Annotated in this window: 12 protein-coding genes and 1 riboswitch; of the genes, 2 read left to right on the top strand and 10 right to left on the bottom strand. The window is 68.7% G+C overall.

Annotated elements, in window-relative coordinates:
* Positions 1–70 precede the first annotated feature (70 nt).
* The 9 genes from AC1RRS_RS14710 to AC1RRS_RS14670 form a co-directional block, all read right to left on the bottom strand.
* Complete coding sequence (locus AC1RRS_RS14710; protein ID WP_492855798.1) at positions 71–511, bottom strand: hypothetical protein; 441 nt, start codon at positions 509–511, stop codon at positions 71–73.
* A complete protein-coding gene (locus tag AC1RRS_RS14705) occupies positions 508–930 on the bottom strand; it encodes a hypothetical protein (protein ID WP_110120041.1) in 423 nt (140 codons plus the stop codon). Before AC1RRS_RS14705 ends, AC1RRS_RS14710 begins: the two co-directional genes overlap by 4 nt.
* 132 nt (positions 931–1,062) lie before the next feature.
* Positions 1,063–2,634, bottom strand: coding sequence for an aminomethyl-transferring glycine dehydrogenase subunit GcvPB (gene gcvPB, locus AC1RRS_RS14700; RefSeq protein ID WP_492855797.1), 1,572 nt, complete (start codon positions 2,632–2,634; stop codon positions 1,063–1,065).
* Positions 2,631–3,974 (bottom strand): aminomethyl-transferring glycine dehydrogenase subunit GcvPA, encoded by a 1,344-nt coding sequence (gene gcvPA / locus AC1RRS_RS14695; protein WP_492855796.1) that lies wholly within the window; start codon positions 3,972–3,974, stop codon positions 2,631–2,633. The genes gcvPB and gcvPA overlap by 4 nt, the downstream gene beginning before the upstream one ends.
* 116 nt (positions 3,975–4,090) lie before the next feature.
* Complete coding sequence (gcvH, locus tag AC1RRS_RS14690; RefSeq protein WP_487292163.1) at positions 4,091–4,456, bottom strand: glycine cleavage system protein GcvH; 366 nt, start codon at positions 4,454–4,456, stop codon at positions 4,091–4,093.
* Positions 4,457–4,470: 14 nt separating this feature from the next.
* The gene (gene gcvT, locus AC1RRS_RS14685; protein WP_492855795.1) at positions 4,471–5,583 is read right to left on the bottom strand and encodes a glycine cleavage system aminomethyltransferase GcvT; all 1,113 of its coding nucleotides are present in this window, start codon (positions 5,581–5,583) and stop codon (positions 4,471–4,473) included.
* A gap of 154 nt (positions 5,584–5,737) precedes the next feature.
* Positions 5,738–5,828: riboswitch (glycine riboswitch) on the bottom strand.
* A 102-nt stretch (positions 5,829–5,930) separates the two neighbouring features.
* The gene (locus AC1RRS_RS14680) at positions 5,931–6,317 is read right to left on the bottom strand and encodes a hypothetical protein (RefSeq protein ID WP_492855794.1); all 387 of its coding nucleotides are present in this window, start codon (positions 6,315–6,317) and stop codon (positions 5,931–5,933) included.
* Between the two features lie 4 nt (positions 6,318–6,321).
* On the bottom strand, positions 6,322–6,708 hold the full coding sequence (locus AC1RRS_RS14675; RefSeq protein ID WP_492855793.1) for a hypothetical protein: 387 nt from the start codon (positions 6,706–6,708) through the stop codon (positions 6,322–6,324).
* Between the two features lie 11 nt (positions 6,709–6,719).
* A complete protein-coding gene (locus AC1RRS_RS14670; RefSeq protein WP_492855792.1) occupies positions 6,720–7,802 on the bottom strand; it encodes a site-specific DNA-methyltransferase in 1,083 nt (360 codons plus the stop codon).
* Positions 7,803–7,987: 185 nt separating this feature from the next.
* Between AC1RRS_RS14670 and AC1RRS_RS14665 the strand changes: the two genes are divergently transcribed.
* Both AC1RRS_RS14665 and AC1RRS_RS14660 read left to right on the top strand, forming a co-directional pair.
* The gene (locus AC1RRS_RS14665) at positions 7,988–8,572 is read left to right on the top strand and encodes a dihydrofolate reductase family protein (protein WP_492855791.1); all 585 of its coding nucleotides are present in this window, start codon (positions 7,988–7,990) and stop codon (positions 8,570–8,572) included.
* Positions 8,573–8,691: 119 nt separating this feature from the next.
* Entirely contained in the window at positions 8,692–11,163 is a 2,472-nt protein-coding gene (locus AC1RRS_RS14660) for a TonB-dependent receptor (protein WP_492855790.1), read from the top strand.
* A 66-nt stretch (positions 11,164–11,229) separates the two neighbouring features.
* Here AC1RRS_RS14660 and AC1RRS_RS14655 read toward each other — a convergent pair whose 3' ends face one another.
* Complete coding sequence (locus tag AC1RRS_RS14655) at positions 11,230–12,285, bottom strand: DUF2855 family protein (protein ID WP_492855789.1); 1,056 nt, start codon at positions 12,283–12,285, stop codon at positions 11,230–11,232.
* Positions 12,286–12,369: the final 84 nt, after the last annotated feature.

Below are 12,369 nucleotides of genomic sequence, written 5' to 3'. Positions count from 1 at the left end.
ACCGAGGTTTGCCGGCAAACGGTGAAACCTCTCACCCTCCCACCGCTTCGCGGCGGGCCCCTCCCTCTCTCTAAGAGAGAGGGTTCTTCTTCCTCAGCCACTTCCGCACAGCCTTCCGGCCCCGCTTCAGCACCCGCCAGGCCGGCCGGCGCAGGAACACCTTCTCGGACCGCAGCAGCTGCTGCCAGGCCACCAGCAGGATCTCCGGCTCGCGGCGCATCAGCCTCCGGATCGGGAAGATCAGCTTGGGGTGGCGCTTCTGCCAGCGGATAAAGCGGCGGCGGGCCTGGAACGAGTTGCGCAGCACCACCATCAGCCCGATGACCAGCAGCGGCAGGCCGACGTGGCCGGGCAGGGGCGTGAGGATGGCCCCGGCCAGCAGGATCAGGCAGCCCAGGGCGATCAGCAGCAGCCGCGCGACGCGGGCCAGGGTCTCGCGAAGAACGAAGGCCAGTCGCCGGCGGCGCAGGCTCGACAGGCGACGGACGACCCTTGGGTCGCGGGGGCTCACTGGCCGCGCGGGTTGACCTGGCCCCGGCGCTTGAAGGACTTGCGCCAGCGCTTGGCCACCCGCCAGCGGCGCGGCACGACCAGCTTTTCGATGCGCAGCACCTGCTGCCAGGCCACCAGCACGACCTCCGGCTCGCGGCGCAGCAGGCGGCGCAGCGGGAAGACCAGCTTGGGGTGGGCGTGCTGGAAGCGCACGAACTGCTTGCGGGCCTTGAAAGAGTTCCGCAGCACCAGCATCAGGCCGATGACCGTCAGCGGCACGCCCATGGGGCCGGGCAGGGGCGCGATCAGAAAGCCCGCGGCGATGAACACCAGGCCCAGAGCCACCAGCAGGCCGCGAATAATCCGGCCGAGAAGCTCGCGGGCGAGTTCGTCGGCGGCGGAGAGGCGCACGGGCGTCATGGCGATGGCGAAGTTCATGGGGGGCTGAACGGGGTATGTGGTCCGCCGGTTTCCGACAAAGCGCCGGCCCCCTCTTCCCACACGGTGCATATGGAAACGGGGCGCCCTTCCGTAAAGGCGCCCCGTTCCGCTTTCGTGCCTGTGTTGCGCCTATTCCGCTGCGAGTGGCGCGGGGGCAACAGGTTTCCACTTCAACTTCGGCTTTCGGGCCGCCAGGGTCTCGTCCAGGCGCTTCAGCGGGGCCAGGTGCGGGGCGTTCTTGAACCGCGCGACCTCGCCGGCCTTGGCCGATTCCGCGAGCAGACGGAGGGCTTCGATGAAGCGGTCGAGCTCGGCCTTCGACTCGGTCTCGGTCGGCTCGATCAGCATCGCGCCATGCACCACCAGCGGGAAGTACATGGTCATCGGGTGGAAGCCCTCGTCGATCATCGCCTTGGCGAAATCGAGCGTGGTGACGCCAGTGCCTTCCAGCCAGGCGTCGTCGAACAGCGCCTCGTGCATGCACGGACCTTCGGGGAAGGCCGGGCTCATCAGGTCCTTGAGGCGGGCCTTGATGTAGTTGGCGTTCAGCACCGCGTCCTCGGCCACCTGGCGCAGGCCGTCGGCGCCGTGGCTGAGCATGTAGGCGTAGGCGCGCACATACATGCCCATCTGGCCGTGGAAGGCGCTCATCCGGCCGAAGGCCTGGGCGGCGACGCCCTCGGCCTCTTCGACCAGCTTGTAGCCGCCGTCGTCATGCACCACCCACGGGGTGGGGGCGAACGGGGCCAGGGCCTCGCTCAGCACCACCGGACCCGCGCCGGGACCACCGCCGCCGTGGGGCGTCGAGAAGGTCTTGTGCAGGTTGATGTGCATGGCGTCGACGCCCAGGTCGCCGGGGCGCACCCGGCCGACGATGGCGTTGAAGTTGGCGCCGTCGCAGTAGAAGTACGCGCCCGCCGCGTGGGTCAGGCGGGCGATCTCGACCACGTCGCGCTCGAACAGGCCGCAGGTGTTGGGGTTGGTGACCATGATCGCCGCCACGTGGTCGCCGAGCTTGGCTTCCAGGTCGGCGAGGTCGACGCGGCCGTCGTCGGTCTGGGCGATTTCCACGACCGTATAGCCGCAGAAGGCCGCCGTGGCCGGGTTGGTGCCGTGGGCGCTGGTCGGGGCCAGTACGGTCTTGCGGTGGCCGTTGCCGGCCGCCTCGTGGGCGGCGCGGATGGCCAGCAGGCCGCACAGTTCGCCGTGGGCGCCGGCCTTGGGGCTGAGGGCGACCGCCGGCATGCCGGTCAGGGTCTTCAGCCAGTGGGCCAGGTTGTCCATCAACTCGATGGCGCCCTGCACCGTCGACTGCGGCTGCAGCGGGTGGATGTCCGACAGGCCCGGCAGGCGCGCCATCTTCTCGTTGAGGCGCGGGTTGTGCTTCATCGTGCACGAGCCCAGCGGATAGAGCGCCAGGTCGATGGCGTGGTTCTTCTGGGACAGGCGCACGTAGTGGCGCACCGCTTCCGGCTCGCTCAGGCCCGGCAAGCCGATGGCGTCGTCGCGGGTCAGGCCGGCCAGGGCGCTGTCGGCGGCGACGGCGTCCGGCAGGTCGACGCCGGTCTTGGTCCAGCCGCCCAGTTCGAAGATCAGCGGCTCGTCCTGCAGCAGACCGCGACCGCCCGACAGGGAGGCGAAGCCGGCTTCTTCGTTGGCGGCTTCGGGACGGGTGGGACGTCCGACATTGTTCATGCTCATTGGACGGCTCCGGCCAGCAGCTTGGCGAAGAAGGTGATGTCGGTGTCGAGCGTGGTCTCGGTCGTGGCGATCAGCAGCACGTCGTCCAGGCCCGAGCCCGGCTCCAGCCGCGAATAGGGCACGCCGGCGATGACGCCGTGGGCGGCCAGGGTCTCGACGACCTCGGCGGCGTCCTTGGGCAGGCGCACGGCGAACTCGTTGAAGAACCGCGGCGTCAGGATCTCGACGCCGGGAATGGCCGCCAGGGCCTTGGCCGTGGCCAGCGCCTTCTGGTGGTTCAGCGAGGCCAGCTGGCGCAGGCCCTGCTCGCCCAGCAGGCTCATGTGGATCGAGAAGGCCAGGGCGCACAGGCCGCTGTTGGTGCAGATGTTGGACGTGGCCTTGTCGCGGCGAATGTGCTGCTCGCGGGTCGACAGGGTCAGCACGAAACCGCGCTTGCCGTCGGCGTCCACGGTCTCGCCGCAGAGGCGGCCGGGGGCCTGGCGGACGAACTTTTCCTTGCAGGCGAAGAGGCCGACATAGGGGCCGCCGAAGTTCAGGCCGTTGCCGATCGACTGGCCCTCGGCCACGGCGATGTCGGCGCCCATGGCGCCCGGCGACTTCAGCAGACCGTACGAGACGGCCTCGGTGGTGACCACGATCAGCAGGGCGCCGGCGGCGTGGGCCGCTTCGGCGATCTTGGTCACGTCGGTGGCCGTGCCGAAGACGTTGGGGGTCTGCACGACGACGCAGGCCGTGTCGGCGTCGATGGCGGCGATCACCGCATCCTCGGCGTCGATGGCGGCCGGCAGGCGCTGGGTGGTCACGCCGGCGGCGTGGGCCAGGGTCTCGACCGCGCCGACATAGTGCGGGTGGACGCCGCCCGACAGCACGGCCTTGGTCTTGCGGGTGACGCGCTGGGCCATCATCACGGCCTCGGCCGTGGCGGTGGAGCCGTCATAGAGCGAGGCGTTGGCCACCTCCATGCCGGTCAGGGCGGCGACCTGGCTCTGGAACTCGAACAGCACCTGCAGCGTGCCCTGGGCGATTTCCGGCTGGTAGGGCGTGTAGCTGGTCAGGAACTCCGACCGCTGGATGATGTGGTCGACCGTGGCCGGCACGTGGTGGCGATAGGCCCCGGCCCCGACGAAGAACGGCCCCTCGGCGGCCGAGCGGTTGCGGCGCGACAGGCGCAGCATTTCGCGCTCGACTTCCAGCTCGCCAGCGTGGTGGGGCAGGTCCACAGGCTCGCTGCGGCGGGCGACGGCCGGCACGTCGACGAACAGCTCGTCGATCGAGCCCGCGCCGATCACGCCGAGCATGTCGGCGCGGTCTTCGGGGGTCAGGGGGAGGTAGCGCATGGGAACTTCCTGCTCCCTCCCCCCTCGATGGGGGAAGGGTCGGGGATGGGGGTGGTTACGGCGGCGGGGTCACCCCCAACCCTGCCCTTCCCCCATCAAGGGGGAAGGGTTCTTCCTTACAGCGTCGCCAGGAACGCCTCGTAGGCGTCGCGGTCCATCAGGGCGTCGACCTCGGCCGGGTTGGAGAGCTTCAGCTTGGCGAACCAGCCGCCGCTTTCCGGCACGGCGTTGACGGTTTCCGGCGCATCGCCCAGCTCGGCGTTGGCTTCCACGACCTCGCCCGACACCGGGGCGTAGACGTCGGAGGCGGCCTTGACGCTCTCGACGACGGCCAGGCCTTCACCCTGGGCGACGGTCTTGCCGACTTCCGGAACTTCGACGAACACCACGTCGCCCAGCTGCTCGGCGGCGTAGGCGGTGATGCCGACGGTGGCGATGTCGCCTTCGACGGCGACCCACTCGTGATCTTTGGTGAAACGCATCTCTCGGCCCTTGATTAGAGTTTGCGGACGTAACGGGTGGGAACGAACGGGGAGGCGACGACCTCGGCGGCCGCCGACTTGCCCCGGACGATGACTTTCAACTGCGACCCGAGCACGGCGTAGGCCGGGGGCACGAAGCCGATGGCGATGGCGCCGCCGAAGCTGGGGCCGAAGCCTCCGCTGGTGACCTTGCCGATCACGGCGCCATCAGCGTCGGCGATCTGCGCGCCTTCGCGGGCCGGGGCGCCTTCCAGCACCTTCAGGTTCACGCGGACGCGCGACAGCTCGCCGGCCAGTTCCTTGGTGATGCGCGCCGCGCCCAGGAAGTCGCCGGCCTCGCGGCGGCTCTTGCCGACGGCGAAGTTCAGGCCGGCCTCGATCGGCGAGACGGTCTCGTCCAGGTCGTGGCCGTAGAGCGGCAGGCCCGCTTCCAGGCGCAGGCTGTCGCGGGCGCCCAGGCCGATCGGCTTGACGCGCTCGTCGGCCAGCAGGGTGTTCCAAATGCGCTCGGCGGCGTCGGCCGGAACCGAGATCTCGTAGCCGTCCTCGCCGGTGTAGCCCGAGCGGGAGATGATGGCGTCGACGCCGAACGCGGTGAGCGCGCGGGCGTCCATGAACACCATCGTGGCGGCGTCCGGCACGTGGGCGGCCAGCACGGCGGCGGCCTCGGGGCCTTGCAGGGCCAGCAGGGCCCGGTCTTCCAGGCGGGTGACGGTGGCTTCGCCGGCCAGCTCGCGGGCGATGATCGCGTAGTCGTTGTCCTTGCAGGCGCCGTTGACCACGACGAACAAACCATCGTCATCAGGGCGGGCGGTCATCAGATCGTCGATGATCCCGCCTTCTGCGTTCAGCAGCACGCCGTAGCGCTGCTTGCCGGCCTTCAGGCCCTGGTAGTCGGCCGAGACCACCTTCTCGAAGCTCCTGGCGGGGTTGTCGCCGCGCAGACGGGCCTGGCCCATGTGCGAGACGTCGAACAGGCCCGCATGCTCGCGGGTCCACAGGTGCTCCTTGAGCACGCCGTCCTTGTACTGCACCGGCATGTGGTAGCCCGCGAAAGGCACCATGCGCGCGCCGGCGGCGACGTGCGCGTCGTAGAGCGGGGTCTTCTTGAGGTCTTCGGTGGACACGCGGAGGGCTCCAAACGGGGACGGCGCTGCAAGCCCGGCTTTCGCCTGGCGATAGCGCCCCCGCTGTCCCTTTGACCTGAGAGATTCCGGACCTGAGCCAGGCCCTTGCTCCTTCGGCGGGCAGCTCTCGCAAGCTGCCACTTTCCAGCGTTCCTAAACCCGCGCGGTCCTTTTGCCTGAGCGTTTCCGGGGCGGTTGCGCCTTCGGCCTCGGGAGCGAATCCCGACGTCTCCCGCGAGGGTCAAGGCGGTCAATGAGCGAGGCGGGGGAGGGAGTCAAGCGCGGCCGAGATCTGGGCGGGCGGGGATCTGGCGACGCCGGGATTCAAGGCGCGTCGCGGCTTGGCTTCAGGCCAGCCGCTTCACCGTCGGCGGATAGAGAGAGGCCACCTCGATCAACGCCTCGTGGGTGCAAAGCGCCCAGTGCCGCAGCACGTTCGGTGGATCGGGCGGAAAGCCCTGCATGGCGGCGACGTAATAGGGATCGGCATGGCTGCCGGCGCGAATGAAGGTCAGGAACGGGCTGTCGGGCGGTTCCTCGATCAGGGTCTGGGTGCTGGGGCCGCCGGTGGGAAAAGGGTCGCCCCGCACCAGAACGCCAACCGTGACCTCCCAACTGAGTTCGAAGGTCTCGCCCTCCGCGGCCTCGACGACCAGCCGCAGGCCGCGATCGGAGATCACTTCGATCTCCATCAGCGAAGGCGGAAAGGGAATATCGGGCAGCGCTTCGTCCACGGGCTCAAGCCTTGGTGCGGCCGCCCTGGCCGATGAAGCCGACGATCAGGAACTGCAGCACCGCGCCCATGGCCACGCCCAGCAGGGTGACGCCGAGCCAGGCGGTGGGTCCGGGTTTCGGGCCGAAGCCTCCTTGGTTCACCCAGAGATAGACAGCCCACAGGATCGCCGCGCCGAGGGCTGGACCGATGAACGCCAGGTTGGCCTTCGCGCCCAGCCGGCGGCGGGCGATGAGCACCAGGATGGCGCAGCCGACGATCTCGATCAGCGGGCCGACCAGGCTGACCGGGCCGGCCTTGTCCGGAACCGCCGGACCGCACAGCACCGTCAGCACGATGGCCAGGCAGCCGATCGTCCAGTAGCGGCGAACGCCGATGGGGCCTTCTTTCACGCTGGATCCGGTCAGGCGTGGGGCATGCTGGCGCGCACCTGGGCGCGCAGGACGTCGATGGGGGCCAGGCCCGCGTCTGTCTTGAAGTGCCAGTAGGTCCAGCCGTTGCAGGCCGGGGCCGACTGCACCATGGCGCCGATCTTGTGGATCGAGCCCGACAGGTCGCCGACCGCGATCGAGCCGTCCGGGCGGACCTTGGCGACGTGATTGCCCTTCGAGCAATAGAGGGTGTCGCCCGGGTGCAGCAGGCCGGCCTCGACGATGGTGCCGAACGGCACGCGCGGCTCGGACCGCTTGCTGCCCATGACGTCCAGGTCCTGCGGCGCGATCGGGATGACCTTGGCGATCCGCTCCTTGGCGTGGCCGACATATTCGGCCTCGCGCTCGATGCCGATGAACTTGCGGCCCAGGCGCTTGGCGGCCGCGCCGGTGGTGCCGACGCCGAAGAACGGATCCAGGATCACGTCGCCCGGCTTGGTCGTCGACAGGATCACCCGGTAGAGCAGGGCTTCCGGCTTCTGGGTCGGGTGGGCCTTGTTCCCGTCGGCGCCCTTGATGCGCTCTTCGCCGGTGCACAGCGGGATGGTCCAGTCCGAGCGCATCTGCACCTCGTCATTGGCCATCTTCAGGGCGTCGTAGTTGAAGGTGTAGCGCTTGGCGTTCTGGCTCTTGGAGGCCCAGATCAGGGTCTCGTGGGCGTTGGCGAAGCGGGTGCCCTTGAAGTTGGGCATCGGGTTGGTCTTGCGCCAGATGACGTCGTTGAGGATCCAGAAGCCCAGGTCCTGCACGGCCACGCCAACGCGGAAGATGTTGTGGTAGCTGCCGATCACCCAGATCGCGCCGTCGTCCTTGAGGACGCGGCGGGCGGCCTTCAGCCACTCGCGGGTGAACTTGTCGTAGGCGGCGAAGCTCTCGAACTGGTCCCAGTGGTCGTCGACCGCGTCGACCTTGGAGTTGTCCGGACGCAGCAGGTCGCCGCCGAGCTGCAGGTTGTAGGGCGGATCGGCGAAGATCAGGTCGACCGACTTCTCGGGCAGGGCGTTCATCGCCTCGATGCAGTCGCCCTGGATGATGGTTTCCGGCCCGAAGGACATGTCCGCTTCCCTGAAAAACACCCAAGGGAATCATGGAGTCCCGTGGTTACCCGGGAATGAACGGTCATGGTTAGCCGACGGTTAATCGCGAATCCGAAATCGGTTAACGACGCTTGATGTTCCTGTAATGTTCCGTATTGTGGACTCGACCGAGACGCGAAGAGGCGGGGCGAGGGGGAAGGGGCATGGCGCTGATCCGCGGTTTCATCGCCGCCAGCCTCGACGGTTGCGTGGCCGACGCGGACGGCGGGGTGCAGTGGCTGGCGCCGTTCCGCAAGGTCGATCCCGGCTATGGCGCCTTCATCGACGACGTCGGCACCGTGGTGATGGGCCGGCGCACCTACGACCTGATCCCGAGCCTGGGAACCGGCTGGCCCTATGCCGGCAAGCGCGGCTTCGTCGTCACCTCGCGGCGGGGCGATCCGGTGCAGCGCGGGGTGAGGTTCTGGCGCGAGGGGGTGTCTGACCTGATCGAGCGCCTGCGCGACCTCGACGACGGCGACGTCTGGGTGGTGGGCGGCGCGGGCCTGCTGGCCGCCTTCGCCGAGGAAGGCGCGCTGGACCGCCTGTCGCTGCTGATCGCGCCGGTGCTGCTGGGCGAGGGCCTGCGCCTCTTTCCCGAACGCACCGGCGCGCCGCGGGGGCTGGTGCTGCGGGGGACGGCCGCCCTGGCCATGGGCGTGGTGCGGCTGGACTACGAACTGCCGCCGGTCAGGCCGGGACAGGGCAGGGGGCGGGCGGCCGGGTCCCAGGGCGTAGCGGAGGTTTAGAAGGGGCGCGAACCTCGCCTGTCGGGCGTCATCTAACCTTCGCGCGATCGACGTAACGGCGTCTTGCGACCGCCATATCCGCCACCCCAGCGCGCCGCCTGGCGCACAAGGGGATGGATATGACTTTCAACACGAAGGGCCGCTCGGCCCTGATGTTCTGCGGCGCGGCTCTCGTGGCCCTGCTGGCGACGAGCGCCCAGGCGGCCGACGCCGCCGCGGTTCCGGCGACCGCCGACGCCGCCAATCCTGACTCGACCGCCGTCGAGCAGGTCATCGTCACCAGCCAGAGCGAGACCCGCTCGGCCGTGGCCATGCAGGCCCAGCAAATCCAGCGCGTCCTCCCCGGCGCCAGCCCGCTGAAGGCCATCCAGTTCCTGCCCGGCGTCGTCTATCGGACCGCCGATCCGTGGGGCAACAACGAGCAGAATCTGTCGCTGTTCGTCCACGGCTTCTCGACCCAGCAACTGGGCTTCACCCTCGACGGCGTGCCGCTGGGCGACCAGCAGTACGGCAACTACAACGGCCTGTCGGTGTCGCGGGCCGTCACCAGCGAGAACGTTTCCCGCGTGACCCTGTCGTCGGGCGCCGGCTCGCTGGGCGTGGCCTCGACCAGCAATCTGGGCGGCGCCATCGAGACCTTCAGCCGCGATCCGTCGGCCGAGCGCGGCTTCACCGTGCGCCAGACCGTCGGCAGCAACGAGACCAGCCGCACCTTCCTGCGCCTCGACACCGGCGAGATCGCCGGCGGCTTCAAGGGCTACCTCTCGTACCTGCGTCACGACGCCAAGGCCTGGGACTTCGACGGCCACCAGCGCGGCCACCAGGTGAACCTGAAGGTCGATCGCGAGGCCGAGCACGGCGTGCTGACCTTCTATGCCGACTGGCAGATGAAGGTTGAGCCGAACGAGGACGCCACCGCCTTCGGCAACCAGCAGACCACGGCGGCCGCCAGCTACACGCCCTATACCCGCCCGTTCCTCTATCCGAACCTGGCGGCCTGCACGAGCAACCTGACGGGCGGTCCCGGCACCCCGCCGACGGCCCAGGGTAACAACTTCTCCAACTGCTTCAGCGCCGCCCAGCGCGAGGACATCCTGACCTACGTCAAGTACGCCTGGAAGCCGGTCGAGGACTTCACCTGGACCAACCAGGCCTATCATCACTACAACTTCGGTCGCGGGATCGTCGCCGGCCCGATCAACACCGCCGGCCTGCCGGCGCTGTTCGCCACCTACTATCCCAGCCTCGTGGTCGGCTCGAACACCAGCGCCGCCACCCTGGCCAACATCGCCAACCTGTTCGGCGGTTCGGGGAACGCGGTGCGCACCACCGAGTACCGCATCAACCGTACGGGCCTGACCTCGACGGCCGAGTGGACCCTGGGCGACCACCAGATCAAGGGCGGCGTCTGGTTCGAGCACAATGAATCGGCCCAGCAGCGCGCCTGGTATCCGATGACCGCCGCCAACAACGACCTGTCGCCCTACGACGTGCCGCGCGGCAAGAAGGTGCTGACCCAGTACGCCGCCGAGTTCTACGTCAACGACATCCAGCTGCACCTGCAGGACCAGTGGCGCGTGACGCCGAAACTGCTGCTGCAGGCGGGCTTCAAGTCGAGCCTGCAGGACGCCACCGGCAAGTTCCCGATCAACCAGCAGAACCTGCCGACCGTGGCGGTGCCGGTCCACTATCCGACCGGCAGCATCAAGTCGAACAAGTGGTTCCTGCCGCAGGCCGGCCTGCTGTGGGAGGCCACCGACAGCGAGCAGGTGTTCGTCAACGTCCAGCAGAACATGCGCCAGTTCATTCCCTATGGCGCGGGCAGCAACTTCTACGGCTTCTCGCCGTGGAGCCTGGGCACCCAGGCGGCCTTCGACCTGTTCAAGCAGACGGTGAAGCCCGAGACCTCCTGGACCTACGAGATCGGCCTGCGCAGCCGCCACGACGTGGCCTGGGGTCCGATCACCGGCGTCGAGGGCCAGATCAACGCCTATGACGTCAAGTTCAGCAACCGCCTGCTGAACATCGCCCCCTACAGCTTCATCAACCCCGGCCCGGCCATCCTGGCCAATGTCGGCGGCGTTACCTCCAAGGGCGTCGACGTGGCCGGCACGCTGAAGTTCGGCACGCACGTCCAACTCTACAACGCCCTGTCCTACAACGAGGCCAAGTACGACTCCGACTACCAGAGCGGCACCACCGTCGTGGGCGGCGTGAGCACCCCCGTCACCGTGGCGACCGGCGGCAAGACCGTGCCGTTGACGCCCAAGTGGATGAACAAGACCGTGCTGCGCTTCAACCAGGGCAAGTTCGACGCCCAGATCAGCGGCGACTATGTCGGCAAGCGCAACGTGACCTACCTCAACGACCTGTCGGTGAAGTCGATGATGCTGGTCGACCTGCAGGCCGCCTACACCTTCGACATGCCGGCCGACGGCTTGGTGAAGGGCCTGCGGGTCTCGGCCAACATCACCAACCTCTTCGACAAGAAGGGCGTCTCGACGGCCAACGTGACCAGCAACTCGGGCGGCTACACCGCCTACGCCCAGGCCCCGCGCATGGGCTTCGTGACCCTGTCGGCGGACTTCTAGTCTTCGGGCCAACGACCGCGAACAGAGAGGCCCGGCGGGAACACCGCCGGGCCTTTTCTTTGGGCCTCAGGGCGCCAGCACGACCCCGACGCTGGGCGAGGTTCCGCCGTCGACCTGGGCCAGGAAGGCTTGCTGGATCGCCTCTCGACCCTCGCCGCGCTCCACCGTCAGCCAGCGCGGGGCGTCGGCGACGAACGGGCCCCAGGCGGCGCCGTAGCGGGTCTCGAACTCGCCGGGCGCCCAGTCCTGGCGACGCTTGGCGATGCGGTCGGGGGCGAAGAAGAACACCGGCTTGGGGCCGGGCAGGGATCCGCCGCCGCGTTCGGTCTCCCAGTGCGTGCCGCCGACCAGCAGGGAGAAGGCGAGATCCTCGCCGAAGGTCTCGTGCACGCTGTGCAGTACGGCCGCGTCGCCGGCGAAGTCGACGAACACCGCCGGGCGCTCGATCGGCGCCGTTGGCAGGTCGGCATAGGTCACGACCTGGTTGTAGACGCCTAAGGCTTCGACGAAGGCGACGTTGCGCGGCGAGGTCAGGCCCACGACCTTGGCGGCGCCCCGGCGCTTGAGCAGGTGGGCCAGGCCGATCGCCGTCTTGGCCGAGGCGCTGGAGAGGATGACGGACTTGGCGCCGAACAGGGCGCTCTCGTCCAGAAAGTCCTCGATCAGGAACGAGGTGATGAAGAGGGGCTGCAGCAGCGCCCTGTGCGCCTCCAGCCCGTCGTCTTCGCCGACGGCCTGGTACTGGTTGTAGACCGCCGCCAGCTGGGCGCGGTGGGGCGAGACGTCGGTGAAGCCGGTGCGGCCGGGCCTGGCCTGCACCGTCAGGTGCGTCGACATCGGCCAATAGCCATAGAACCGCTGGCCGACCGCGATGTCTGGATGGGCCGAGGCCTCGACCCGGGCGTGGCCCCAGACCGGCACGCGGCCGAAGCCTTCCGGCGCGGGGAAGAAATCCCAGTAGCGCATGGCCTCGCCGAACACGGCGTAGGTGATGTTGTTGGCGGTCAGGGCGAAGGTCTCGATCGCCAGTCTTGCCTGGCCGTCCTCGAGCGGCGGCGGCTCGACCTCGCGGAATTCGGTGCGGCGCAGGTCGGACTTGGCGACCAGAAAATCCCAGGCCATGGCGAGCCTCCCGTTCGTCGCTGGGAGTAGGCGGCAGGCTCGAACACAAGTCAAACAATTGTTTGAATTCTTGCCGCCCGCCGC

Source organism: Caulobacter sp. GW821-FHT12A07 (assembly GCF_058807655.1).
The sequence above is the reverse complement of the archived record's forward strand: the minus strand, read 5'-3'. Positions and strand labels throughout refer to the sequence as shown.